The following is a 23543-nucleotide window of genomic DNA, read 5'->3' on the forward strand; positions in this document are numbered from 1 at the left end:
GCGGTTGTCGGCCCGCAACTGATCGATGGCCTCGGACGTCGAACGTAACGTCGGCTGAAGGCTCCGAACTTGGAGGAAGACCGTGCAGAACGAATACGTGGTGCCCCGCCTGTACCCTTTCGACCCGGCCCTCGACAGGCTCGACCGCCAAGCGCTCATCTCTCTCGCTGTGACGACCGGGGTGGGCTACGCCCAAGAAGAGCTTCGGGAGTTGACGCGCAACGAGATCATCGACGCCATCATCGGCGCGCGTGTCACAGCCGAAGAAGAGGCCGAAGACGATCCGCAGGCCTACGAGCCGCGACTCGTGGCCTCGCCGACGCTTCCTTCCGGTTTCGAGATGGCCCCAGGGCGTTCGCTCCACGTCGTCTGGCACGACGACTGGCCTCACGCGGCACTGGCTCTCGCTCTGGACGACCCTGACGACAGCCTTGGCGCTGCGGAGCGCGAACGGGACGGTGACGTGGTGATGCGCATACTGGCCTCGAACCCGCCGGTTGTGGCTGCGCTGGAAGCAGGCGATGAGCGCCTCCCACTCGTGCGTCCGCTGTCGTGGCGGCAACTCTGCGAGCGGGCAGACGTGGACCTGCCAGACGGCTCACAGCGCGTCCCGGTGCGCGCGGCGAGAGCACTCCTTGCCGCCCTTGCAGACGAGATTGAGCGGCCCGGCGGGTTCTTTCTCGTTGCCGGGGACTGTCGAGCAGCCGAGCCCGCGACCGCCGTCGATGTTGCGGTGGTGCTGCAGCGCGCAACGCCCGAAGAGGCGCTCACCTGCGCCATGTGTGATGTCGAGTTGGATTCTTGGGAACTGCACTACTTCCGAGGTGAGCTTCGCGACATACAGCTCGATATCCAAGACCAGGTCGACGATGCCGCTGCACTCTGCGTTCGCTGCCACCGGTTGTCGCACAGCACCTCGCTCGAGGACTTCAGGAGAGCGCTGCTGTGGCCGCGGTGCCCGCAGTGCGGATCGGACGACGTGCGCGGCATCCAATACGGACTTCTCACCGTCCCGCCCGACCCAGAACGGTGGGTCATGGGTGGATGCGTCATGGGAGTGGTGAACCCGCGATGGCACTGTGACGGTTGCGAAACCAGGTTCGGGATCTTCGTCGCAGGACCGCTCGGGCCGCAGGACCCGAGGCGGTACTGAGCGGCGTCAGCAGACGCGCACGGTGCGGCGATCGCTCGACCCTGGGCAAATAGTCCGAGCGCTGCCATGCTGGGCCAATGACGTCACTTCGCCCCACGGGCTATCGCAATTACACCGCTGACGGCACCTACTGGACGGTGCGTAAGTCTGGAGACACGTTCTGGGTGCTGCGCATCGACCCCAGCGGCGGCGAATACACGACGGTGGAGGTGTGGGGCGGTTACCACCGAGCCGGAGCCGCCGGCGGCGCTGCAGCACAACTGGCCTACGGGCAGGCGATGCACGACGCGGGTGAGCGGTTTCGCTCGCTGCTTCACGACTCCCTCGAAGATGCAGGGCTCGGGGTGCCTGCCCCGTCGAAGCCGGCAGTTCCCCCCTCGCAGGCTCCCAAGACCGTCCACAGCGACGAAGAGCTCTCCGACGACGACCTGACGGGCGAGACTCCGAACTGACGGACACCCGCGGTGCCCGCGACTTCGTCAGCTGGTGCGCGACTTCGTCGGCTCCAACCGACGAAGTCGCGACCGAACTGACGAAGTCGCGGCCCGGACGCGGCCGGACGCGGCCCGCCCAGCTGGGGTGCTGGGCGGGAGGTCCTCGTCGCGTGACTACGTCACCGTGAAGTCGGCGCGCAGCAGCACCTCGTCTCGGGACGACGGCCGACGAGCAGCTAGAACGCGCCCGGCTCGACGATTCGTCGGCCGGCGGCGTCGACGATCGTGCACGCCGACGCCGGGATCTCGAGCTCGACGTGTACCGACTCGCCCGGAGCGACCGACACCTGGCGGTAGCCCTTGAGCTCCTTGTCCGCCCACCTCACCGACGTGACGACGTCGGACACATATACCTAGATCGTCTCGAGCGCGGGTCGCTCCCCGGTGTTCGTCACCCGCGCACGCCCGTCGTCGGTAGCAGTCACGACCGGTGTCTCGACGACGAGGTCGGAGTACTCGACCGTCGTGTGGGAGCGGCCCTCGCCGAACAGTGCTCCCATTCAACGGTGCCGCGTGGGCGGCCGCTACCGCCGATGCGTACAACGCCGTGAAGCATGCGAACAGGACGCTCCCTGACCCGGTGGATCTAGCGAATCGGTGGCGCGAGAGCGTCCTCGTCTTCCGGATCTGGCTCGCCCTCGAACTGGGCGTCGAGCCGGACGCTCTGAAGGCCAGGGTCGAGCGTGATCGCCAGATCCACCCGTACGTCGCTGGCTAAGCGTCAGCCTTCGAGTTCGCGCCTGATTTGCTCAGCGGCTCCGCGCAGCTGCTCGAGCGGCTCCCCGACAGTGGCCCAGACGATGTCGGCGTCCAGCTTGTAGTGAAGGTGACCGATGAGATCCCTCATGCGCGCGATATTTCGCCACGGGACGTCGTCGTGCACGGCCGTGAGGCCATCCGACAGCGCCTTCACAGCGGCACTGCTTCGGTGAGAGCCCGTGCCGCCACGTGCAGGGCCAGCGCGCTACGCGGGGCGACGTCGACCTTCTCCCGGAGCAGCGTCTCCAGCTCGTCCTGCAGCTCGAGGATCGGCATCAGGCCGCGCGTACGTACGTCGATGTCGACGAGCAGATCGATGTCTGACGTCGGGCCGTCGGTCCCCGCGGCCACCGATCCGAAGACCGCGAGGTTCGCAGCACCGTGCCGGTGCGCTGCGGCGAGAATCGCCCGCCGGTGGCGACGCAGCTTGGCCATGCGTTCGCTCCGTACGTCGAGTGATCTGGCCTGCGGGCGAACTGTCAGTTCGAGGCCGAAGCCCATCGCGGCGAACAGTCGGTCCAGTGTCTCGACGGACGGTGAGGCGACACCTGCTTCGTAGCGAGAGATCGCGGGCTGCGATGTACCTGCGCGACGGGCGAGCGTGCCCTGGCTCATGCCTGCCCGCGATCGGGCGTCCCGAATCAGTGCTGCGGTGTCCATGACACGATCATACTGGTACAGGTATGACGGTGGAATAGGTGTCGTCGCGCAGCGTTGCACCCACCATGAACCCCCGTATCAAGGTCGACGTGTGGTCCGACATCGCCTGCCCGTGGTGCTACATCGGCAAGCGCCGCCTGGAGAAGGCGATCACGCTCACGGAGGCAGACATCGACGTCGAGTACCACTCGTTCGAGCTCGCCCCGGACACCCCGCACGACTTCGAGGGCCCGATCGCCCAGTTCTTCTCGGAGCGCAAGGGGGTCTCTCCGGCGCAGGCCGAGCAGATGTTCGCCCAGGTCACGCAGATCGCCGCGGGCGAGGACCTCGCGTTCGACTACCCGGCGGTCCGGCACACCAAGACCCTCAAGGCTCACGAGCTGCTGCACCACGCCAAGGTCAAGGGGCTGCAGTACGAGATGAAGGAGCGCCTGCTCAAGGCGTACTTCACCGAGGGCGTTCCCGTGGGGCGCCTCGACGAGCTCGTCCGGCTCGCTGAGGAGGTCGGCCTGGACGGCGCCGAGGTCCGCACGGCCCTCGAGGCCGGCGACCACGCCGACGACGTCGCCGCCGACATGGCCCAGGCCCGCGCCTACGGGATCAACGGCGTGCCGTTCTTCGTGATCGACGGCCGCTACGGCGTCTCCGGCGCGCAGGAGCCAAGCGTCCTCGCGTCGGTGTTCGCCCAGGCGCTCGCGGAGCGCGGCTCGCTCGTCACGCCGGAGGCGACCTCGGGCGCTGGGCACGACCACGCGGACCACGCGGAACATGACCACAGCCACGACGTCGACGACGACCTCTGCGCGGACGGCACCTGCGCCGTCCCGTCCCGCTGAGCCCAGCGCCGGGGGCGCCGCACGCACAGCCCGCGCGGGCGGCGTCAGCCGCGGATGCTTGAATGGTCGCCGTGCTCACTCCCGACGACGTCTCCCGCCTCGTCGGACGAGTGACGTTCGAGCGCGGGCTCGAGTACGCGACGCGGGGGAACGTGGCCTCGGTTGCGCACAACGCCGAGGGCTCGACGATCGTCGGCCAGGTGCGCGGCTCGGGCGGCAAGCACTACGTAAGCGTCGTGCACATGACCGGCCCGGGTTCGGACGCCGTACCGCGGTTCGGCCAGTGCTCGTGCCCGGTGCAGCTCGACTGCAAGCACGTCGCGGCGACCCTGCTGTCCTACATCGACCGGCAGACCGCCCGCGCGGGCGGGAACCGGCCCGCGGAGTCGGAGTGGGAGACCGAGCTCTCGGCGCTCCTCGCCCCGGCCGAGGCAGCGCCGGCCCCGACGTCGGACCTCCCGCGGCCCTTCGGGCGCGCCCGCGAGCTCCAGACGACGCCCGTCGCGCTCCAGCTCGAGGTCCTCGCCGCCGCCGAGCCTGGCCGGTACGGGCGGGGCACCCGCGTGGCCGAGGGCCCGCGCCTGGGCATGCGTCCCGTCACGCTCGGCTCCAAGGGCCGCTGGGTGCGCACCGGCATGGGCTGGGACCGCGTGGCCAACCGCTACCACTACGCCGACCGCTTCCCCGAGGCCCACGTCGACCTGCTGCGCACCATCCGCGCGCTCGCCCGCTCGGAGACCGCCTACAGCCAGCCGCGCTACCTGTACGCGGACGACATGCCCGGCACCGCGCTGTTCGGCGTCCTCGACGAGGCCCAGCGCGCCGGCCTGCCGATCGTCGGCTCCGACAAGGACCAGCGCGAGGTGACGTACGTGACCGAGCCGGCCCGGACGCGGCTGGACCTCACGCGCTCGGGCGACGGACTCGCGCTCACGGCGACCGTCGACGTCGGCGGCGGTCTCGCCCTGCGTGACGTGCGCGGGGACGGAATCCTCACGCGCGAGCACCTCTCCCTCCTCGGACCGGCACCCGCGGGCGCGTTCGTCTGGTCGGGCGACGTCGGCCGCGCCGTCGAGAGCCCGATCACCCTCGTGCGGTTCGCCACGCCCCCCGACGCGACGGTCGAGGCGCTGCTGCGGCGCGACGGCCCGCTCGTCGTCCCCGCGCCTGACGAGCAGCGCTTCCTCGTGCGTGCCCTGCCGGCCCTGCGCGGACGCGTCGACGAGCTCCGCATCGACCCGTCGATCGACGCGCCGGCGCCCCCGCGTCCGGTGCTCTGGCTCGCCGTCGCTCGCGAGGCCGGCCACCGTACGCACCTGGCCTGGCAGTGGCGCTACGTCGCAGCCGAGGGCGATGAGCCCCTGCTCACCGTCCCCCTCGGCAGCCCGACCGACGACCTCCTGCGCGACACCGCCGCAGAGCGAGCGCTGCTGGCGCGCGTGTCCGACGACGTGCCGCGCCTGCGCGACGCGCTCACCTCGGGTCGGGCACGACTGACGCTCGAAGGGCTCGACACCGCGGCGTTTTTCACCGACGAGCTCCCCGCGCTGCAGGCCCTCGCCGACGCCGGCCCGGACCTCGGCGTCACTGTGACGGTCGCCGACGACGCCCCGGACGACGTCGAGTACCGCCTCGTCGAGGACATCGAGGTCAGCGTCTCCACCCTCGCGCGCGAGGGTGACCGCGACTGGTTCGACCTCGCCGTCACCGTGCGCTCGGGCGAGCAGACCATCCCGTTCGGCGAGATCTTCCGCGCCCTCGCGCGCGGCGAGACGTACCTGCTGCTGGTCGACGGGCGCCACTTCTCCCTCGAGGACGAGCGCTTCACGCGCCTGCGCGAGCTCATCGAGGAGGCTCGCGCCCTGCAGGACACGATGGGCGGCACGCTGCGCGTCAACCGGTTCCAGGCGGGCCTGTTCGACGAGCTCGAGGGCCTGGGCCTCGTCGGGTCGCAGGCCGACGACTGGCGGTCCGCGGTCGGTGCGCTCGCGGGCGGCGGGACGGTCGCCTCCGTGCCGCAGCCACCGAGCCTGCGCGCCGAGCTGCGCCCCTACCAGCAGACCGGCTTCGACTGGCTCGCGTTCCTGCACGCCCACCGACTCGGCGGGGTCCTCGCGGACGACATGGGCCTGGGCAAGACCCTGCAGGGCCTCGCGCTGATCCAGCACACCCGCGACCAGGCGCTCGCGGAGGGACGCGTGGCCGCGCCGGTGCTCGTCGTCGCGCCGACGAGCGTCGTCGGGAACTGGGTCGCCGAGGCCAAGGTCTTCACCCCGGACCTGGCCGCGACAGCGATCGCCGAGACCCGGGCGCGCCGCCGGACCCCGCTCGCCGACGCCGTGCGGGGCGCCGACGTCGTCGTCACGTCGTATGCGCTGTTCAGGCTCGAGTTCGACGCCTACGCAGAGCTCGAGTGGTCCACGCTGATCCTCGACGAGGCGCAGTTCGTGAAGAACCACCAGTCGGTCGCGTACCAGTGCGCGCGCCGCCTGGACGCGCCGGTGAAGATCGCGATGACCGGCACGCCGCTCGAGAACAACCTGATGGAGCTGTGGTCGATCCTCTCGATCACCAGTCCCGGCCTGTTCCCGAGCCCGCGACGGTTCGCGGACTACTACGCCAAGCCGATCGAGAAGGAGCACGACGACGCCCGGCTCGACCAGCTCCGTCGTCGGATCGCGCCGTTCATGGTGCGCCGGACCAAGGAGGAGGTCGCCACCGACCTCCCGGTCAAGCAGGAGCAGGTCACCGAGGTCACGCTGAACTCGCGGCACCGCAAGATCTACGACCAGTACCTGCAGCGCGAGCGGACCAAGGTGCTCGGCATCATGGACGAGTTCGCGGACCGCCGGTTCGAGGTGTTCCGGTCGCTGTCGGTGCTGCGGCAGGCGAGCCTCGACGTGAGTCTGGTCGACGAGGCCCACGCGGGGGTGCCGTCGTCGAAGATCGACGTGCTGTTCGAGATGCTCGAGGACATCCTCGCCGAGGGCCACAGCGTGCTGATCTTCTCCCAGTTCACGCAGTTCCTGAAGCGCGTGCGGGACCGGCTGGACGCCGACGCCGTCGGGTACGCCTACCTGGACGGGCGCACCCGCAAGCGCGCCGAGGCGATCGCGCGCTTCACGTCGGGCGAGGCCAACGTGTTCCTCATCAGCCTCAAGGCCGGCGGGTTCGGGCTCAACCTCACCGCGGCGGACTACTGCATCCTGCTGGACCCGTGGTGGAACCCGGCTGCCGAGGCGCAGGCGGTCGACCGCGCCCACCGGATCGGCCAGAAGCGCAACGTCATGGTCTACCGCATGGTCGCGACGCAGACGATCGAGGAGAAGGTCATGGCGCTCAAGGCCTCCAAGTCGGCCCTCTTCTCGAGCGTGCTCGACGGCGGCGCGGCGGGCGGCGCAGGCCTCACGGCAGAAGACGTCACCCAGCTCCTGACCTGACCCCCGCACACCCCGCTGAGTGCGTGATTTTGGCGGTGTCTCGGGCCGAAAACACCGCCAGAGTCACGCACTCACCGGGGGGGCGAGGTGCGCGGCGGCGATCAGGCCGGGCGGCGCCCGGAGGAGAGCGCCGTCTGCCACCGCTCCCACGGGGGCGAGACCGCCCAACCGAGCCGCAGCGTCCGGAACGCGCGCCGGAACCGCCTCCGGGTCTGGGCCCACCCGCGCAAGCACCGCCCCGAGGCGCCGACGGCGAGGCTCCGGTCGAGCACCGTGCGTCGCCGCGGGCCCAGGGCGAAGGACAGGGCGAGGTCGTCGTGCACCTCGGGGTCCTCGCGGTGGACCTGGTCGCGAACCTGCGCCCAGACCTCCCTGCGGACAGCCATCGCCGAGCCCCACAGCGCCGGGTGCCCCAGCGCGGCATGGCAGAGCACGAAGTAGGAGCCGAGGTAGAGCGCGGCCAGGGGACGCCCCAGCCCGCGCGGCAGGTCGTAGAAGTGCCCGACGCCGGTCACGGCGTCCACGGTCGGGTCCGCCATCGCGCGGCTCACCTTCGCGACCCAGTCGGGAGGGACGAGCGAGTCGGCGTCGAGGCGCGCGATCACGTCACCGCGGGCCGCGTCGTACCCGGTCGACGCGGCCGCCGGGATGCCCACCTGGTCCTCGCGGACCACCCGTGCCCCGTGGCGCAGCGCGACGGCGGCCGTGTCGTCGGTCGAGGCGTTGTCGACGACGACCACCTCGAACGGAGGCTGCGTCTGCGCCGCCAGCGCCCGCAGGCACGCGTCGAGCGCGGGGGCGTCGTCGCGCGCCGGGATGACCACCGAGACGGTGGGCGCTGGGGTCGGGATCACGGCCTCCTCCTTCGTCCTGCGCGACGCTACCGGTCCCACCGGGCGCCGGCTCGCAGGGTGGAAGATGGACCCATGACGCAGACCGAGCAGCAGCCCTGGGTGAAGAACTACCAGCCGGGAGTCCCGGCCGAGATCGAGCTCCCGACCGAGTCCCTCGTCGCGATGTTCGAGCACGCCGTGGCCGAGGGTGGCAGCCATCCCGCGACGGAGTTCTTCGGGCGTCGCACCACGTACACGGATCTCGGCGACCAGGTGGCTCGCGCGGCCGAGGGGCTGCGGCGGCTCGGCGTGCGCGCGGGGGACCGCGTGGCGCTGATCCTGCCCAACTGCCCGCAGCACGTGGTGGCCTTCTACGCGGTGCTGCGCCTGGGCGCCGTCGTCGTCGAGCACAACCCGCTGTACACCTCCCGCGAGCTGCGGCACCAGTTCGAGGACCACCAGGCCCGCGTCGTCATAACCTGGGACAAGGCGGCGGCCGCGGTGCAGGCCTTCCCCGCGGACGTCAAGCTGGACCACGTCGTCTCGGTGAACCTGCTCAAGGCGTTCCCCGCCGCCAAGCGGATCGCGCTCGGCCTGCCGATCAAGAAGCTGCGCGAGACCCGGGCGTCCCTGACGTCGAGCGCACCCGGCACGGTCCCGTGGGAGACGCTGCTCGACCACGCTCCGCTGCCGACGAGCCACCCGCGGCCGGGCGTCGACGACCTCGCGGTCATCCAGTACACCTCGGGCACCACGGGCCGCCCCAAGGGCGCCATGCTCACGCACTACAACCTCTACGCGAACGCCCTGCAGGGCGAGGCGTGGATGCACGGCGCGGAGTACCGCAAGGAGATCTTCTACGCGATCCTGCCGATGTTCCACGCCTTCGGCATGACGCTCTACCTCACGTACGGCATCCACAAGCAGGGCCTGCTCGTGCTGTTCCCCAAGTTCGAGCCCGGCATGATCCTCGACGCGATGAAGAAGTCCCCGGCCACCGTGTACTGCGCCGTGCCGCCCATCTACGAGCGCACCGCGCTCGCGGCCAAGGAGCGGGGCGTGTCGTTGAAGTCCTGCCGGTTCTGCATCTCCGGCGCGATGAACCTGCCCGACCACGTCGTCGAGCTGTGGGAGTCGATGTCCGGCGGCCTGCTCGTCGAGGGGTACGGCATGACCGAGTCCTCGCCGGTCGCGCTCGGCAACCCGTTCCACCCCACGCGTCGCAACGGCACGATCGGCGTCCCCTTCCCCTCGACGCTGATGAAGGTCGTCGACGTCGACGACCCGACCCGCGAGGTGGCCCCGGGCGAGCCCGGCGAGCTGCTGCTGCACGGGCCGCAGGTGTTCCAGGGCTACTGGAAGAACCCCGAGGAGACCGCCAAGACCTTGCTGCCCGACGGCTGGCTGCGCACGGGCGACATCGTCACCGTCGACGCCCACGGCTTCACCACGATCGTGGACCGCGCCAAGGAGCTCATCATCACCGGCGGCTTCAACGTCTCCCCGTCGGAGGTCGAGTCGGTGCTGCGGCAGCACCCCGACGTCGTCGACGCGGCCGTCGTGGGCAAGCCGCTCGAGCGCGGCGGCGAGATGGTGGTCGCCGCGGTCGAGCTGGAGCCCGGCACGACGCTCGACGAGGACGCCGTCCGTGAGCACTGCCGGGCGCTCCTGGCGGCGTACAAGGTGCCGCGCCGGGTGGTCGTGATCGACGACATGCCGCGGTCGCTGCTCGGCAAGATCCTGCGGAAGCAGGTCCGCGACGAGGTGCTGCCGCGGCTGTGACGGACCCCTCGCGGGCGGCGGCGATTCTGCCCGCCCGCGTTCGGGTGCGTACGCTCGAGGCGTGAAGATCGCAACGCACGACGGCAAGTTCCACGCCGACGACGTCTTCGGCGTCGCCCTGACCCGGCACCTGTTCCCGGACGCGGAGGTCGTGCGCACGCGCGACCCGGGGGTGCTCGCGGAGGCTGACCTCGTGCTCGACGTCGGGGGCGTCTACGACGTCGCGGCGCTCCGGTTCGACCACCACCAGCTCTCGTCCGGGGCGCGCCCCAACGGCATCCTGTTCTCGGCCTTCGGCCTGCTCTGGCAGCACTACGGCCTCGAGTACTGCGACGGCGACAAGGACGTGTGGACCAAGATCGACGCGCGCCTCGTCTCGGCGATCGACGCGGTCGACAACGGCCAGTCCCTCGCGCAGACGACCGACTTCCGGGTCGCCCCCATCGACATCTCGCAGGTCCTCGGGCTCCTCAACCCGATCGGCGACGGCGAGGACTTCGACGAGCAGTTCTTCCACGCGGTGGACCTCGCGACGATCCTGCTCGCGCGGTACAAGGCGCGGTACGCGGCCGAGATCGCTGCGGAGAAGGAGTTCGTCCGCCTCTACGGCGAGAGCCCGGACAAGCGCAGCGTGGTGCTCGACAAGTTCCTGCCGCACGGCGGAGCCGCGACGGCCCAGCCGGAGCTGCTGTTCACGGTGTTCCCCGGCGCGACGGGCAACTGGAACCTGCAGACGGTCCGGCCGTCTGGCTCCGAGTTCGGCTCGCGCAAGCTCCTGCCCGAGGCCTGGCGCGGGCGGACGGGCGCCGAGCTCGCGGAGCTCACGGGCGTCGCCGACGCGGTCTTCTGCCACAAGGGTGGGTTCATCGCCGCCGCGCAGTCGCGCGAGGGTGCCCAGGAGCTGCTCCGGCAGGCGCTCGAGGCCTGACCGGGCGGCGTCGCTGACGCCGCCAAGGGCCCGGGAGCCGCACCAGGGTGCCGATTTCGTAACTCCGGCACTCAGCAGGTAAAGTTCTCGGCGCTGCCCCCGTAGCTCAGTGGTAGAGCGCAGTCTTGGTAAGACTGAGGTCATGGGTCCGATTCCCATCGGGGGCTCTGTTGGTGCGCGACGCCGGGTCGTGCGAGGATACTTCTCGCGCGTCTCGACGCGACATCGATGCGATGCCGTCAGGCATCGAACGCGGCGGGGTAGCTCAGCTGGTCAGAGCGCACGACTCATAATCGTGAGGTCGCGGGTTCGAGCCCCGCCTCCGCTACCAAGAACGACATTCGTCACGCACGTCGGCCGGCGGCGTGCTCACACAGTAGGCAATGCGCCCCCGGCGGGCGCGAGAGGTGGCAAGACCGTGGCTAGCAAGTCGCAGGACGTCCGTCCGAAGATCACGCTCGCATGCGTGGACTGCAAGGAGCGGAACTACATCACCAAGAAGAACCGCCGCAACGACCCGGACCGTCTCGAGCTCGCGAAGTTCTGCCCGCGCTGCGGCAAGCAGACCTCGCACCGCGAGACCCGCTGATCCAGCTCCGCACTCGCTGATCGTGCCGCTGAACGCCGCCTACGCGGGCCGTCAGTATGCTCCGGACGCCCCGTACGTCGTGGGGCGCGAGAAGATCCGCGAGTTCGCCGATGCCGTCGGCTCCACCCACCCCGCGCACCACGATGTGGCCCATGCGCGGGGTTTGGGCTATCCGGACGTCGTCGCACCCCCGACCTTCGCTGTCGTGATCGCGCAGCGCACCGAGGCGCAGCTCATCACGGACCCGGACGCCGGGATCGACTTCTCGCGGGTCGTCCACGCCGACGAGCGCTTCACGCACCACCGGCCGCTGGTCGCCGGCGACCGGATCACCACGGTGCTGCACGTGGACCGCGTGATCGAGCGCTCGGGTCTGGCCATGGTCACCACCCGCTGCGAGCTCTACGCGCTCCCTGCGGAGCTGCCCGACGACGTCGCGCCCGTGGACGTGACGTCGCTCACCGACCACGTCGCCACGGTCACCTCGACGCTGGCGATCCGGGGGGCCGACGCATGAGCCGCCCCGAGCTCGCCGACCTCGTCGTCGGCCAGCAGATCGGTACGCACGAGGTCCGTCTCGACCGCGCGCGCCTGGTCCGGTACGCCGGGGCGAGCGGCGACCTCAACCCCATCCACTGGGACGAGGCGTTCGCCACCCGCGTCGGGCTGCCCGGCGTCATCGCCCACGGGATGCTCACGATGGGCGCCGTCGTCACGAGCGTCGTCGACTGGGTGGGGGACCCGGGCGCTGTGCTGGACTACCAGACCCGCTTCTCCGCGCCGGTGCCCGTTCCCGCTGCCGGGGACGTCACGGTCGCCGTGACGGCGACGGTCGGCGCGCTCGAGCCGGCGGACGACGAGGCCGCACACGGCGTCGCCCGCATCGACCTGCTCGCGACGTGCGACGGGCAGCGCGTGCTGACCAAGGCGCAGGTGCGCGTCCGCCTCTAGGCCTCCGCGACGCCGGGTGCGATCAGGGTGCCGGTGGCGCCGTGGTGGTCCCGAGCACGAGCTCCACCGGCAGCACGACGCTCTCGGGTGTCTCCCCGGCGAGCAGCGCCTGCACGGCGCGCGCGATGGCCGCGCCCTTCTCGGCGAGCGGCTGGCGGACCGTGGTGAGCCGGTCGCTGCCCAGCCAGGGCAGGTCGAGCCCGTCGAAGCCGGCGACGGAGAGGTCCTCGGGCACGCGCACGCCGCGTTCCCGCGCGGCGAGGATCGCGCCCGCGGCCAGGAGGTCGGACTGGGCGACGACGGCGGTGGGGCGGGTCGCGGGGTCCGGGAAACGCTCGAGGAGGGCGAGCATCGCGGCGTGGCCGTTCTCGACGAGCGACGCCTCCGTCTCGTAGGTCGCGACGACGTCGACGCCCGCGTCCTCGAGCCCCTCGAGGCGATGCTTGGTCGGCGTCCAGTCCGCCATCGCGCGGCGCTCGGTGTCGACCCAGCCGGAGCACCGGTGCGAGCTCAGCGGCAGCGTGATGGTGGCGAAGCGTCGGTGCCCGAGGTTCGCGAGGTGCCGGGCGAGCTCGGCGACGCCGGCACGGTCGTCGATGCCGACCACGGGAGCGTCGTCGAGCTGGATCCCCTCGCCGACGACGAACGGCGTGCCGCGCCGGCGCAGGGTGGCCACGCGGGGGTCGTCGCGGTGGGTGCCCCAGATGAGCACCGCGACGTCCATCACGGCGGTCTCGAGCAGGGGGTCGACGATCTGCGAGCCGGCGCTCGGCACGAGCAGGACGCCGAGCGAGGCGGCGCCGAGCGTCGAGACCAGCCCGTCGAGCACCTGCACGGAGACGGGGTCGCGGAAGCTGCGCTTGAGGTGATCGCCGACGACGACGCCGATGATGCCGGAGCGCCCGGACCTCAGCTGCCGGCCCAGCGGGTTGGGCCCGGCATAGCCGAGCTCGGCGGCGGCGGTGTGGACCCGCGCGCGCGTGGCCTCGGCGATCGGCCCGGCGCCCGAGAAGGCGAGGGACGCCGTCGATACGGAGACACCAGCGTGGCGCGCGACGTCGGACAACGTGGGCCGGGTCATATCGCCTCCCTGGGATTGACTGCCGGGCCAGCCTACCGGCAGACTTGGCACGCTCGGTCGAATCGATTCGAGAACCCCCCGCACCTTCTCCTGGAGCCGCTATGTCCCTGGACACGCACCGCCGGTCGACGGACCCGCACGGCGCCGTCGACGCCGCGACCCTCGCCCGGGCGCGCTGGACGCTGATGGGGCTGTTCGGGCTGCTGGGGATCGTCGTCTCGAGCTGGCTGTCCCGGCTGCCTTCCGTGCGCGAGCAGCTGGGCCTCGACACGGGCGAGCTCGGCGTGGTCCTGCTCGTCGGCGCGTGCGGGTCGCTCGTGACCGTCACGCTCGCGGGGCCCGCCCTCGCGCGGTTCGGCGGGCTGCGCACGCTGCACGCCGCGACCGTCGGCTTCGTCGCCGCCTTCGCGCTGCTGAGCGTCGGCGTGGCCCTGGGTTCGCTCCCGCTCGTGGCCGCGGGGATCTTTCTCAACGGCGCGTCGTTCGCGCTGAACAACGTCCCGCTGAACGTCGAGTCCGCGGGCATCGAGCGGCGCATGGGCCGGACCGTCATCCCGCAGTTCCACGCCTGCTTCAGCATCGGGGCCCTCGCCGGCACGCTGGTCGGCGCGGCGTGCTCCTGGGGCGGCGTCTCGGCGGCCGCCCAGTACGCGGCGAGCATCGTCGTCATCCTCGTGTGGCGGCTCGTCGCCGTGCCCCACGTCGTGCTCGACACGCGCCTGAGCCCGGCAGGCCCCACCGACGTCGTCGAGCGCGTGAGCGCGCGACTGCGGCTGCGCTCGGCACTCAGCGCATGGCGGGAGCGGCGCACCCTCATGCTCGGTCTCGTCGTCATGTCCGCCGCCCTGTCCGAGGGGGCGGCGAACGACTGGCTCGCGATCGCGGTCGTCGACGGGTTCGGCCGCACCGAGGCGGTCGGTGCCCTCGTCTTCGGGGTGTTCGTCGGCTCGATGACCGTCTTCCGGATCGCGGGAACCGGCCTCATCGACAAGCACGGGCGCGTCCGCGTGCTGCGCTGGTCGGGCCTCGTCTCGATCCTCGGGCTGGCGCTGTTCGGCCTCGCCCCGCGTCTCGAGCTTGCCGCCGTCGGCGTCGCCCTGTGGGGCTTCGGCGCCGCCCTCGCGATCCCGATCGGCATCGCGGCGGCCTCGGACGACCCCCTCCGCGCCGCGGGACGCGTCTCGGTCGTCTCGGCGTTCTCGTCGATGGCGTCCCTCGCGGCGCCGCCCCTGCTCGGCCTCGTCGCGGAGGTCGTCGGAGCCCGTACCGCCCTGACGCTGATCATCGCCGGCCTCGTCGTGAGCGTCGCCGTCGCCGGGCAGGCCGAGCGAGAGCCGGTCGTCCGCACGGGACGGGCACGCAGCGACGACGACGGCGGTCACGACGTGCCCGCGCAGCGACACCTCGAAGGAGCCCCCGCATGACGAGCACGGCCGCTCTCCCGCACGCCCGGATCCAGACCGCGGCCTGGGCCGTGTTCGCGATCTTCGTCCTTAACGGGTTCAACTTCGCCTCGTGGGCGTCGCGGCTGCCCGCCCTGCGGGATGCGCTGCAGTTCTCGGAGTCCGCGATGGGCGTGCTGCTGCTCTCGCTCGCGGTCGGGTCCATGGTCGCGCTGCCGATGTCCGGCTGGATCATGCAGCGCCTCGGCGCGCGCCGCACGGTCCTCGTGTTCGCCGCCGTGAACGTGGTCGGTTACCTCGCCGCCGCGACGGCGATCGAGCAGGACTCCACGCTCGCGCTGCGGATCGCTCTGTTCCTCGCGGGCGCCGGTACCGGCGTGTGGGACGCGGCGATGAACCTCGAGGGCGCCGTCGTCGAGCAGCGGCTGGGCCGCTCGATCATGCCACGGCTGCACGCCGGGTTCTCGCTCGGCACGATCATCGGCGCCGGGGCCGGCGCGGCGATGGCGTGGCTCGAGGTCCCGCTCACGCTCCACCTCGCCGTGGCCGTCGTCGCGAGCTTCGTGGGCGTCGTCGTCTCCGTGCGCCGCTTTCTGCCCGAGGAGGTCGTGCTCCCGTCGGCGCAGCCCGGCGAGGACCGGGAGCGCACGAGCGTGTTCAGCGCGTGGCTCGAGCCCCGGACCTTGCTCATCGGCCTGGTGGTGCTCGCCGCAGCGCTCACCGAGGGCGCCGCCAACGACTGGATCTCGCTCGCGGTGGTCGACGGGCTCGACCAGGACAACGCCGTCGGCGCCGTCGGGCTGACGGTCTTCCTCGTGGCGATGACCGGAACCCGGCTCGTCGGCACCGCCGTGCTCGACCGCCTCGGCCGCGTCGCGGTGCTGCGACTGGCCGGCGGCCTCGCGTTCGTCGGGCTCGCCCTGTTCGCGCTCGTGCCGAACCTGCCGCTCGCGCTCGTGGGCGTCGTGCTCTGGGGCATGGGCGCGGCGCTCGGCTTCCCGGTCGGGATGTCCGCCGCCTCCGACGACCCCGTGCGCGCGGCCGGTCGTGTGAGCGTGGTCTCCACAGTCGGCTACACCGCGTTCTTCGTCGGTCCGCCCTTGATCGGGCTGCTGGCCGAGCACGTGGGCTACCGCCACGCCCTCCTCGTGATCCTCGTGCCCATCGCGCTCGGGCTGCTCGTCGCGGGCGCCGCCCGCGAGCAGGCGGGCCCGGCTACGGTGGACCGGTGACCGACACCGCCGCACCGCACGACACCGCCACCACGTTCGCCGACCTCACGACGCTGCGCGTCGGTGGCCCGGCGCGCCAGCTCGTCCGTGCCGCGACGGAGGCGGAGCTCGTCGACGCGGTGCGCACCGCGGACGCGGCCGGCGAGCCGGTGCTCGTCCTCGGAGGCGGCTCGAACCTGCTGGTCTCGGACGACGGCTTCGACGGCGTCGTGGTCCAGGACGCCCGCACGGGGGTGCGCGTCGAGGCGCAGGACTCGTGCGGCGGAGCGAGCCTCTCCGTCGTCGCCGGGCACTCCTGGGACGAGCTCGTCGCCGAGGCCGTCGAGAACGGTTGGGTCGGGCTCGAGGCGCTCTCGGGCATCCCCGGGACCGTCGGGGCGTCGCCGGTGCAGAACGTCGGCGCGTATGGCCAGGAGGTCTCGGGCGTCATCTCGTCCGTCCGGGTGTACGACCGTGCGGAGGGCCGTACCCGTCTCCTGGCCCTCACCGAGCTCGGGTTCGGCTACCGCACCTCGGTGCTCAAGCGCAGCACCCACGTCGCCGACGACGAGGGCCGCACCTGGCGCCCGACGCCCCGCTACGTGGTGCTCGAGGTCGCGTTCCAGGCGCGGCTGGGCTCGCTCTCCGCGCCGGTCGGGTACGCCGAGCTCGCCCGGACCCTGGGCGTCGACCTGGGTGCGCGTGCCCCCATGTCGCAGGTGCGCGAGGCCGTCCTCGCGCTGCGCGGCAGCAAGGGCATGGTGCTCGACGCCGACGACCTCGACACCTGGAGCGCGGGCTCGTTCTTCACCAACCCGGTCGTCCCCGCAGCCACCGTGCTGCCCGACGGCGCGCCCCGGTACCCGGTGCGCGGCGTGCGCCCGGAGACGACGACCGGCCCCAGCCTGGGCGCGGTGGACGAGTCTGTGGTGAAGACGAGCGCCGCCTGGCTGATCGAGCAGGCCGGCTTCACGCGGGGCTATGCGGTCGACGCCGCCGCACGGGCCGCGCTCTCGTCCAAGCACACCCTCGCCCTCACCAACCGCGGGGGAGCGCGCGCGTCCGACCTCGTCGCGCTGGCGCGAACGGTGCGGGACGGCGTGCGGGACAGGTTCGGCGTGACCCTGGTGCCGGAGCCCGTGCTCGTCGGCGTCGAGCTGTAGGCGCGGAAGATCGCCCGCGCCGGTGCTGGTGAGAAGGGCTGCGCCCGGTGTCTACTGAGCGGGTGGAGATGACGGGGGAGCGCCAGCGCGACCGGCGGGAGGTCGCGCGCGCCCAGCAGGAGAGCGCGGACATCGCGTGGTTGTCGGGGCCGGAGGCTCACGACGCGCTCGACGCTGCCCTGCGCACCAGCAGCGCGCGGCTCGCCGCGGCCGACGTGCACGAGGTGCACCACCGGCCCGGTGCCGGCGTCACGATCGGCTACGACGCCCGGGTGCGGGGCCCCGGCGGCGAGGAGCAGGCCGAGTACCTCCTGGCGACGACGGCGCACGTCGCCCCGGAGCTGCTGCGGGAGGGAGTGGTCCGCCTCGAGCGCGGCGACCGGGTGCTGCACGTGTGGCGCCACCCGGAGGACCCCGTGCTCCCCGGCCTCGCGCTCGCGTCCGACGTCGACGTGGCGACGGCCCGGACCGGACTCGACGCGGACCCCGGTGACGTCGTGCTCGAGCTCATCGGGTACCGGCCGATGCGTCGCGCGGTGCTCTCGGTGTCCAGCGGGCAGCGCCGCCTCTACCTGAAGGTCGTGCGGCCCGACCAGTTGGAAGGGCTGCGCGCGCGGAACCGTTTCGCCGAGCCCGCCGGCGCCCCGCCTGTGCTGGACGTCTGGCCGGAGTCGGTCCTCGTCTTCCCGCAGGCCGAGGGCGAGCCGCTGCCGGAGCTGCTCGCACGCGACGGCGCAGCGGAGATCGATCCGCGTGATCTGCTGCGCACGCTCGACGCGATCGAGCCCGGAGCGCTCGAGCTGCCGCTGCGGCGGCCGTGGGCAGAGAGGTCACGTCACTACGCCGACGCGGCGTGCAACGTGCTGCCGGGGGAGGTCCCGCGCATCAGGGCGCTGCAGCGCGACGTCGAGCGGGCTGTGAACGGCCTGGCGGCGGGGCCGATGGTCCCGACCCACGGGGACTTTCACGCGGCGAACGTCCTGACGGCGAACGGCACCGTCTCGGCGCTCCTGGACGTGGACACGATCGGTCCGGGTCGCCGCGTGGACGACCTCGCGTGCCTCATCGGCCACCTCACGGTCCTGCCGTGCCTCGCGCCCGAGGTCTACCCTCGCGTCCCTGCGACGATCACGGCCTGGCTCGCGGTTTTCGACAAGGTCGTGCCGCCCCGGGCGCTGCGCGCGCGCGCCGCGGGGGTGGTGCTCTCGCTGCTGGCGAGCATGCCGATCCCGGACGGTGAGCGTGGCATGAAGGACGCCCTCGGGCGCCTGGCGGTGGCCGAGGCGCTCATGGCGGACGCCACCCGGTGACGAGGATCACCGGCCCTCGCGGCCACGTGAGAGGACTCTCATCCAGGTTGGCTCGCACAGGTCCCGTCAGCCGATAAGAATAGAGACAGTCGCCGGCCACGGTCGGTACAGAGACTGCCCCCGGTTCCCCTGGCCGTGCGGGCATCAAGGGCCCGCAGCTTCCCCCGAGCAGCGGGCCCTTGGACTGTCCCGGCCCTTCTCGTGCCCGGCGCGAGCGGCCCGAAGCTCAGACCTCGTCGGGTGCCGCGAGCCGGTAGCCCATGCCGCGGACCGTGACGAAGTGCTCAGCGCCGAGCTTCTGGCGCAGGTAGCGCACGTAGACGTCGACGACGTTCGAGCCCGGGTCGAAGTCGTAGCCCCACACCCGCGACAGCAGCTGCTCGCGGCTCAGCACCTGGTCGGGGTTGCGGAGGAACGTCTCGGCGAGCGCGAACTCGCGGGCCGAGAGGTCGACCTCCTTGGTTCCGTTACCGGCACGCCGTGTGCGCAGGTCCAGGGTGAGCCGCCCGTGCGCGAGGACCGTGGACGGGCCCGCGGGCTCGGACCGCAGCCGCAGCCGGATCCGGGCGAGCAGCTCGTCGAAGCCGAACGGCTTGGCCATGTAGTCGTCCGCGCCGCCCTCGAGCCCGGCCACCGTGTCCTGCGCAGAGCTGCGTGCCGTCAGGATGATGACGGGCATCACGGAACCGGACGCGCGCAGGTCGGTCAGGACGGAGAAGCCGTCGGCGTCCGGCAGGCCGAGGTCGAGGACCATGAGGTCGAACTCGCCGCTCGTCGCGTGCTCGAGCCCTTCGCGCGCCGTGCCCACGGCGAGGCTCGCGAAGCCCGCGGCCGCGAGCCCTTTGGTGATGAAGGACGCGATCCGTGCCTCGTCCTCCACGATCAGGATCTGGGCCACTGCTCGTTCCTCTCCTCGCCGGCGTCGTGCTCGGTCCCACTATGCTCGCCGTCCGCGGGCCCCGCCTGGGGGAGCGGCGCGGGGCGCGTCGCGGCGGGCAGGTCGATCGTGAACGTCGAGCCCACGCCCTGCACCGACTCCACCCAGGCTCGACCTCCGTGCGCCTGGGCGATCGCCGTCACGATCGCGAGGCCGAGGCCCGCGCCGTCGTGGGTGCCGCGGCCACGGTCGCCTCGCACGAACCGCTCGAACACGCGCGGCACCTCGTCGGACGCGATGCCGACACCCTCGTCGCGCACCCAGAACCGGAGCCGACCGTCCTGGACAGCGCTGCCGACGGCGATGGTCGAGCCCTCGGCCGAGTACCGGACCGCGTTCGCCGCAAGCTGGACGAGTGCCTGGGTGATCCGCTGGGCATCGACGAGCAGCGTGCTCGTGGCGCGCGCGTCCACCACCCAGCGTCGTGGCGCGAGCGGCCGAAGCACGTCGAGGACGTCGTCCGTGAGCCGCCCGACGTCGGTGGGGGTGGGGCGCACGAAGTCGGGATGGGCGACCGTCGCGAGCGTCATGAGGTCGTCGACGAGCCGCTGCATCCGGAGCAGCTCGCCCATCGCGATGTCTCGCGTGGTGCGCGCGTCGTCCGGGTCGTCCGGGTCCATGAGCTCCAGGTGGCCGCGCACGATCGTCACGGGCGTGCGCAGCTCGTGGCCGACGTCGTCGAGAAGCTGACGCTGGGAGACGAACGCGTCCTCGAGGCGGTCGAGCATGGCGTTAACGGTCCGGGCGAGCTCGGACAGGTCGTCGTTGCCCGTCACGGCGATGCGTCGCGACAGGTCGCTCTCGGTGATGACCTGCGCGGTCTCCCGTAGCGCGGTGATCGGGCGCAGCGCGCGGCTCGAGATCCAGGCGCCGGCGAGCGCGACAACGGCGATCGCGCCCAGGGCGACGTAGGCGTAGACGCGGAAGACCTGGTTGAAGCGGGCATGCTCGGCGTCCTGGTCGAACCCAGTCACGAGAGCGCCGTCGGCTCCGCCGCGCTCGACGTGCACCGGGATCACCGCGAACCGGTAGGTGCGCTGGGCCGTGGTGAGCGTGCGCAGCACGATCCGCTCGCCCTGGCTGGCCCCGGCGAGCGCGGCGACGAGCTCGGGGTCGTCCTCGAGGCGCAGCTGGACGGCGGGCGGGGCGGTGAGCGCGATGCGGTCACCGATGATCCCGATCATGCCCTCGTTGGTCGTCGGGATGGAGAGCTGCATCGTCGCGTAGATGAGGGTGCGGGCGTCCGTGAAGCTGGTGCCCGTCTCGGGGTCGGTGCCCTCCGCGGCCAGCTGCTGAAACTCGCTGACCGTCTGGTTGAGCGCCTGGTCGATCTGCGCGTCGACGGCACGACTCTGGGCGACGAACGCGAGCAGCCCGGCGAGCAGCAGCCCGAGCGCCGACAGCGAGACGACGACGAGCAGCACCCGTGCGCGCACGCCGAGCCGGCTGCCGGACCCGACCGGCCGGCTGCGGTCCCGGGCGGCGGGGGTCGTCACGTCTTCTCCGGGGTGGCGTTCTCCGGGGCGGCGAGCCACGCGTCGACCTCGGCGAGCACGCGCGCGCGGGTGGACTCGCTGGCGCGACTGGCGCGGACGGAGCCGCGCGCCAGCTCGGCGAGCTCGGTGTCGGAGAAGCCGAGCACCTCGCGGGCGGTGCGGTACTGGTCCACGAGCCGGCTGCCGAACAGCAGGGGGTCGTCCGCGCTGAGCGCGACCGTCGCGCCCGCGTCGACCAGGGTCCGGAGGGGGACCTCGTGCTCGTCGCTGTAGACGCCCAGGCTGACGTTGGACCCGGGGCACACCTCGAACGCGGTCCCGCGGTCCACGAGCTGCCCGAGCAGGCGAGGGTCCTCGCTGGCGCGCACCCCGTGGCCGAGCCGGTCGGGGTGCAGGTGCGCGACGACGTCGTGCACGTGCGTGGGACCGAGGAGCTCGCCGCCGTGCGGCACGGCGGCGAGGCCGGCGCGGCGGGCGATCGCGAAGGCGGGAGCAAACTCAACCGTGTCCCCGCGCCGCTCGTCGTTGCTGAGCCCGAACCCGACGACCTCTCCGGGGCCCTCGCCGGCGTAGCGCGCCGCGAGCCGCGCCAGCGTGCGCGCCTCGAACGGGTGGCGCATGCGCGAGGAGGCGACGACGACGGCGACCTCGACACCGGTGCGCGCCGACGCCGCGCGTGCCTCGTCGAGGACGATCTCCAGGGCGGGCGTGATGCCGCCGACGAAGGGCGCGTAGGACGTGGGGTCGACCTGGATCTCCAGGCGGCGCGACCCCTCGGCCGCGTCGTCGAGCGCGGCCTCGGCGACGATGCGTCGCATGTCCGCCTCGGAGCGCACGCACGCGCGTGCGGCGTCGTACAGCCGCTGGAACCGGAACCAACCGCGTGCGGTGGCCGGGAGGCGCAGCGGGTCGTGGTCCTGGAGCGCGCCGGGCAGCCGCGCCCCGACGGACCGGGCGAGCTCCTCAAGCGTCTGGGGGCGCAGGGAGCCCGTGAAGTGCAGGTGGAGGTGCGCCTTGGGCAGCGTGCTCAGATCCCGCATCGGGCCAGTCTGCCTCAGCGGGCCGCCCAGGACATCCCGCCGCGCGCGGGCCCGTCGGTGCGGGCCAGGCGGGTACGGCCGTTAGGACTTCCCTGGGCGATTGGGTACAGTGTCCTGTCGGTGCTTGATGTCCGCCCGGATCACCCGGTGGTCGAGCCTGCCCTTGCGAGGACTCGCGAGGACGGGTGGTGGCGGTCGCAGTTGCCGAAGGGTAGTGGCGCAATTGGTAGCGCAGCGGTCTCCAAAACCGCAGGTTGCAGGTTCGAGTCCTGTCTACCCTGCGCAGCACGTCCCGGTCGGTCCAGGCCGGGGTGGTGTCGCAGGACAATCCGGTTGGTCCAGGCGAGTGGTGGCAAAGACACACCGCCGAGCAGACATAGGGACGTGGACGTGAGCGAATCCGCCTCAGAGGCGACGAACGCTGGTGCCGTGCGCCCTGAGGCGGGCAAGGTCGGGCCTGACGGCAAGAAGCGTTCCTTCTTCGCTCGGGTCGTGCTCTTCGTCCGTCAGGTGATCGCCGAGCTCAAGAAGGTCGTTACCCCGACGCGCTCGGAGCTCATGACGTACACGCTCGTCGTCATCGCGTTCGTGGCCGTGGTCATGGTGTTCATCACCATCGTCGACTTCGGGATCGGCAAGGTCGTCCTGTGGATGTTCGGCTGACCTGAGTCGCCGCCCGCCCCGCACCGCAGCCCCCGCCACCGCAGCAGAAAGCAGGTCCGCACGTGTCCCAGGAATCGCTGGAGCCGACGGAAGAGATCGCCGAGGCCGACGTCCAGGCCGCCGAGAGCGCCGACGCTGAGACCGCGGTGCCCGTCGAGGGCGCCGACGCCGACCTGTCGGCCGAGACCCCGGACGGGTACGACGACGTCGACCCGGTCGAGGCCTTCCGCAAGGAGCTGCGCTCGCAGCCCGGTGACTGGTACGTCATCCACTCTTACGCGGGCTACGAGAACCGCGTGAAGGCGAACCTCGAGAACCGCACCCAGAGCCTCAACATGGAGGACTACATCTTCCAGGTCGAGGTGCCCATGGAGGAGGTGACCGAGATCAAGAACACGCAGAAGAAGATCGTCCGACGCGTGCGCATCCCCGGTTACGTCCTGGTGCGCATGGACCTCACGGACGAGTCCTGGGGCGCCGTGCGGCACACTCCGGGCGTCACGGGCTTCGTGGGCCACACCCACCAGCCCGTCCCGCTGACGTTCGACGAGGTCTACTCCATGCTCGCCCCGTCGATGGCTCCCAAGCCCGAGGCCGCCAAGTCGGCCTCGCCCAGCCGCGAGCTCCTCGTGGACTTCGAGGTCGGCGAGTCGGTCACGGTCACGGACGGCCCGTTCGAGACCCTGCCTGCCACCATCTCCGAGATCAACGTCGAGTCGCAGAAGCTCAAGGTCCTGGTCTCCATCTTCGGCCGGGAGACCCCGGTCGAGCTCGCGTTCAACCAGGTCGCCAAGATCTGACCCTGCGCACGAGC

25 protein-coding genes and 3 tRNA genes are annotated in these 23543 nt (G+C 71.9%); 19 read left to right on the plus strand and 9 right to left on the minus strand.

Going from position 1 to position 23543, the window contains the following annotated elements:
- Positions 1–82 precede the first annotated feature (82 nt).
- A complete protein-coding gene (locus BMZ30_RS01790; RefSeq protein ID WP_093374510.1) occupies positions 83–1153 on the plus strand; it encodes a hypothetical protein in 1071 nt (356 codons plus the stop codon).
- 77 nt (positions 1154–1230) lie between these two features.
- A complete protein-coding gene (locus BMZ30_RS01795; RefSeq protein WP_143073106.1) occupies positions 1231–1605 on the plus strand; it encodes a hypothetical protein in 375 nt (124 codons plus the stop codon).
- Between the two features lie 218 nt (positions 1606–1823).
- Here BMZ30_RS01795 and BMZ30_RS13980 read toward each other — a convergent pair whose 3' ends face one another.
- Together BMZ30_RS13980 and BMZ30_RS13985 are read right to left on the minus strand one after the other, a co-directional pair.
- Positions 1824–1994 (minus strand): fibronectin type III-like domain-contianing protein, encoded by a 171-nt coding sequence (locus BMZ30_RS13980; RefSeq protein ID WP_373296810.1) that lies wholly within the window; start codon positions 1992–1994, stop codon positions 1824–1826.
- A gap of 6 nt (positions 1995–2000) precedes the next feature.
- Positions 2001–2147, minus strand: coding sequence for a hypothetical protein (locus BMZ30_RS13985; protein ID WP_373296809.1), 147 nt, complete (start codon positions 2145–2147; stop codon positions 2001–2003).
- An 80-nt stretch (positions 2148–2227) separates the two neighbouring features.
- Between BMZ30_RS13985 and BMZ30_RS13990 the strand changes: the two genes are divergently transcribed.
- Complete coding sequence (locus tag BMZ30_RS13990; protein WP_177191246.1) at positions 2228–2365, plus strand: hypothetical protein; 138 nt, start codon at positions 2228–2230, stop codon at positions 2363–2365.
- Positions 2366–2368: 3 nt separating this feature from the next.
- On the opposite strand, the gene BMZ30_RS01805 is transcribed toward BMZ30_RS13990, so the two are convergent.
- Positions 2369–2560: a HepT-like ribonuclease domain-containing protein gene (locus BMZ30_RS01805; RefSeq protein WP_093374514.1), complete on the minus strand. Its 192-nt coding sequence runs from the start codon at positions 2558–2560 to the stop codon at positions 2369–2371.
- A complete protein-coding gene (locus BMZ30_RS01810; protein WP_219810169.1) occupies positions 2557–3066 on the minus strand; it encodes a helix-turn-helix domain-containing protein in 510 nt (169 codons plus the stop codon). Before BMZ30_RS01810 ends, BMZ30_RS01805 begins: the two co-directional genes overlap by 4 nt.
- 65 nt (positions 3067–3131) lie before the next feature.
- On the opposite strand from BMZ30_RS01810, the gene BMZ30_RS01815 reads away from it, so the two are divergent.
- Together BMZ30_RS01815 and BMZ30_RS01820 are read left to right on the plus strand one after the other, a co-directional pair.
- Positions 3132–3902, plus strand: coding sequence for a DsbA family oxidoreductase (locus tag BMZ30_RS01815; RefSeq protein WP_093374516.1), 771 nt, complete (start codon positions 3132–3134; stop codon positions 3900–3902).
- Between the two features lie 71 nt (positions 3903–3973).
- Positions 3974–7342 (plus strand): DEAD/DEAH box helicase, encoded by a 3369-nt coding sequence (locus BMZ30_RS01820; protein ID WP_177191247.1) that lies wholly within the window; start codon positions 3974–3976, stop codon positions 7340–7342.
- A gap of 101 nt (positions 7343–7443) precedes the next feature.
- Here the strand turns inward: BMZ30_RS01820 and BMZ30_RS01825 are convergent, their stop codons facing one another.
- Positions 7444–8196, minus strand: coding sequence for a glycosyltransferase family 2 protein (locus tag BMZ30_RS01825; protein WP_229828319.1), 753 nt, complete (start codon positions 8194–8196; stop codon positions 7444–7446).
- Between the two features lie 72 nt (positions 8197–8268).
- On the opposite strand from BMZ30_RS01825, the gene BMZ30_RS01830 reads away from it, so the two are divergent.
- The 7 genes from BMZ30_RS01830 to BMZ30_RS01860 all read left to right on the plus strand — a co-directional run bounded on the left by BMZ30_RS01830 (position 8269) and on the right by BMZ30_RS01860 (position 12425).
- On the plus strand, positions 8269–9957 hold the full coding sequence (locus BMZ30_RS01830; RefSeq protein WP_093374520.1) for a long-chain-fatty-acid--CoA ligase: 1689 nt from the start codon (positions 8269–8271) through the stop codon (positions 9955–9957).
- Between the two features lie 61 nt (positions 9958–10018).
- The gene (locus BMZ30_RS01835; protein WP_093374522.1) at positions 10019–10885 is read left to right on the plus strand and encodes an MYG1 family protein; all 867 of its coding nucleotides are present in this window, start codon (positions 10019–10021) and stop codon (positions 10883–10885) included.
- A 95-nt stretch (positions 10886–10980) separates the two neighbouring features.
- A tRNA-Thr gene (locus BMZ30_RS01840) sits at positions 10981–11052 on the plus strand.
- An 87-nt stretch (positions 11053–11139) separates the two neighbouring features.
- Positions 11140–11216, plus strand: a tRNA-Met gene (locus tag BMZ30_RS01845).
- 87 nt (positions 11217–11303) lie between these two features.
- Positions 11304–11474, plus strand: a complete 171-nt coding sequence (gene rpmG, locus BMZ30_RS01850; RefSeq protein ID WP_093374524.1) for a 50S ribosomal protein L33 — start codon at positions 11304–11306, stop codon at positions 11472–11474.
- 22 nt (positions 11475–11496) lie between these two features.
- Positions 11497–11991 carry an FAS1-like dehydratase domain-containing protein gene (locus BMZ30_RS01855; protein ID WP_093374526.1) on the plus strand — a complete coding sequence of 165 codons (495 nt, stop codon included), beginning with the start codon at positions 11497–11499 and terminating at the stop codon, positions 11989–11991.
- On the plus strand, positions 11988–12425 hold the full coding sequence (locus tag BMZ30_RS01860; RefSeq protein ID WP_093374528.1) for a MaoC/PaaZ C-terminal domain-containing protein: 438 nt from the start codon (positions 11988–11990) through the stop codon (positions 12423–12425). Before BMZ30_RS01855 ends, BMZ30_RS01860 begins: the two co-directional genes overlap by 4 nt.
- 22 nt (positions 12426–12447) lie before the next feature.
- Here the strand turns inward: BMZ30_RS01860 and BMZ30_RS01865 are convergent, their stop codons facing one another.
- Positions 12448–13506: a LacI family DNA-binding transcriptional regulator gene (locus BMZ30_RS01865; protein WP_093374530.1), complete on the minus strand. Its 1059-nt coding sequence runs from the start codon at positions 13504–13506 to the stop codon at positions 12448–12450.
- Between the two features lie 101 nt (positions 13507–13607).
- Here BMZ30_RS01865 and BMZ30_RS01870 point away from each other — a divergent pair, with 101 nt between their 5' ends.
- From BMZ30_RS01870 to BMZ30_RS01885, 4 genes are read left to right on the plus strand one after another with little or no spacing between them, the layout of a single operon-like run.
- Positions 13608–14930 carry an MFS transporter gene (locus BMZ30_RS01870; RefSeq protein ID WP_093374532.1) on the plus strand — a complete coding sequence of 441 codons (1323 nt, stop codon included), beginning with the start codon at positions 13608–13610 and terminating at the stop codon, positions 14928–14930.
- The gene (locus BMZ30_RS01875; RefSeq protein ID WP_093374534.1) at positions 14927–16141 is read left to right on the plus strand and encodes an MFS transporter; all 1215 of its coding nucleotides are present in this window, start codon (positions 14927–14929) and stop codon (positions 16139–16141) included. Before BMZ30_RS01870 ends, BMZ30_RS01875 begins: the two co-directional genes overlap by 4 nt.
- Entirely contained in the window at positions 16138–17283 is a 1146-nt protein-coding gene (locus BMZ30_RS01880) for a UDP-N-acetylmuramate dehydrogenase (protein WP_093374536.1), read from the plus strand. Before BMZ30_RS01875 ends, BMZ30_RS01880 begins: the two co-directional genes overlap by 4 nt.
- 47 nt (positions 17284–17330) lie before the next feature.
- Complete coding sequence (locus BMZ30_RS01885) at positions 17331–18593, plus strand: phosphotransferase (protein WP_143073107.1); 1263 nt, start codon at positions 17331–17333, stop codon at positions 18591–18593.
- 226 nt (positions 18594–18819) lie between these two features.
- On the opposite strand, the gene BMZ30_RS01890 is transcribed toward BMZ30_RS01885, so the two are convergent.
- Genes BMZ30_RS01890 through BMZ30_RS01900 form a run of 3 tightly spaced genes read right to left on the minus strand, consistent with a single transcriptional unit; the run spans position 18820 to position 22066 of the window.
- The gene (locus BMZ30_RS01890; protein WP_093374540.1) at positions 18820–19491 is read right to left on the minus strand and encodes a response regulator transcription factor; all 672 of its coding nucleotides are present in this window, start codon (positions 19489–19491) and stop codon (positions 18820–18822) included.
- A complete protein-coding gene (locus BMZ30_RS01895) occupies positions 19476–21026 on the minus strand; it encodes a sensor histidine kinase (protein WP_093374542.1) in 1551 nt (516 codons plus the stop codon). Before BMZ30_RS01895 ends, BMZ30_RS01890 begins: the two co-directional genes overlap by 16 nt.
- Complete coding sequence (locus BMZ30_RS01900; protein WP_177191248.1) at positions 21023–22066, minus strand: adenosine deaminase; 1044 nt, start codon at positions 22064–22066, stop codon at positions 21023–21025. The genes BMZ30_RS01895 and BMZ30_RS01900 overlap by 4 nt, the downstream gene beginning before the upstream one ends.
- A 208-nt stretch (positions 22067–22274) precedes the next feature.
- On the opposite strand from BMZ30_RS01900, the gene BMZ30_RS01905 reads away from it, so the two are divergent.
- The 3 genes from BMZ30_RS01905 to nusG all read left to right on the plus strand — a co-directional run bounded on the left by BMZ30_RS01905 (position 22275) and on the right by nusG (position 23529).
- Positions 22275–22347 (plus strand) — tRNA-Trp (locus BMZ30_RS01905).
- Between the two features lie 109 nt (positions 22348–22456).
- Positions 22457–22729: a preprotein translocase subunit SecE gene (secE, locus tag BMZ30_RS01910; RefSeq protein ID WP_093375651.1), complete on the plus strand. Its 273-nt coding sequence runs from the start codon at positions 22457–22459 to the stop codon at positions 22727–22729.
- Positions 22730–22791: 62 nt separating this feature from the next.
- A complete protein-coding gene (nusG, locus tag BMZ30_RS01915; protein ID WP_093374546.1) occupies positions 22792–23529 on the plus strand; it encodes a transcription termination/antitermination protein NusG in 738 nt (245 codons plus the stop codon).
- The last annotated feature ends 14 nt before the right edge of the window (positions 23530–23543 follow it).

This window comes from Flavimobilis marinus (genome assembly GCF_900113055.1).
GTDB lineage: Bacteria > Actinomycetota > Actinomycetes > Actinomycetales > Cellulomonadaceae > Flavimobilis > Flavimobilis marinus.

What these genes read in the sequence shown, in the direction of transcription:
- BMZ30_RS01795 (WP_143073106.1), top strand. Translation starts at nt 1,231, where the DNA reads ATGACGTCACTTCGCCCCACGGGCTATCGCAATTACACCGCTGACGGC.
- BMZ30_RS13985 (WP_373296809.1), bottom strand. Translation starts at nt 2,147, where the DNA reads ATGGGAGCACTGTTCGGCGAGGGCCGCTCCCACACGACGGTCGAGTAC.
- BMZ30_RS01810 (WP_219810169.1), bottom strand. Translation starts at nt 3,066, where the DNA reads ATGGACACCGCAGCACTGATTCGGGACGCCCGATCGCGGGCAGGCATG.
- BMZ30_RS01815 (WP_093374516.1), top strand. Translation starts at nt 3,132, where the DNA reads ATGAACCCCCGTATCAAGGTCGACGTGTGGTCCGACATCGCCTGCCCG.
- BMZ30_RS01830 (WP_093374520.1), top strand. Translation starts at nt 8,269, where the DNA reads ATGACGCAGACCGAGCAGCAGCCCTGGGTGAAGAACTACCAGCCGGGA.
- BMZ30_RS01860 (WP_093374528.1), top strand. Translation starts at nt 11,988, where the DNA reads ATGAGCCGCCCCGAGCTCGCCGACCTCGTCGTCGGCCAGCAGATCGGT.
- BMZ30_RS01865 (WP_093374530.1), bottom strand. Translation starts at nt 13,506, where the DNA reads ATGACCCGGCCCACGTTGTCCGACGTCGCGCGCCACGCTGGTGTCTCC.
- BMZ30_RS01870 (WP_093374532.1), top strand. Translation starts at nt 13,608, where the DNA reads ATGTCCCTGGACACGCACCGCCGGTCGACGGACCCGCACGGCGCCGTC.
- BMZ30_RS01875 (WP_093374534.1), top strand. Translation starts at nt 14,927, where the DNA reads ATGACGAGCACGGCCGCTCTCCCGCACGCCCGGATCCAGACCGCGGCC.
- BMZ30_RS01900 (WP_177191248.1), bottom strand. Translation starts at nt 22,066, where the DNA reads ATGCGGGATCTGAGCACGCTGCCCAAGGCGCACCTCCACCTGCACTTC.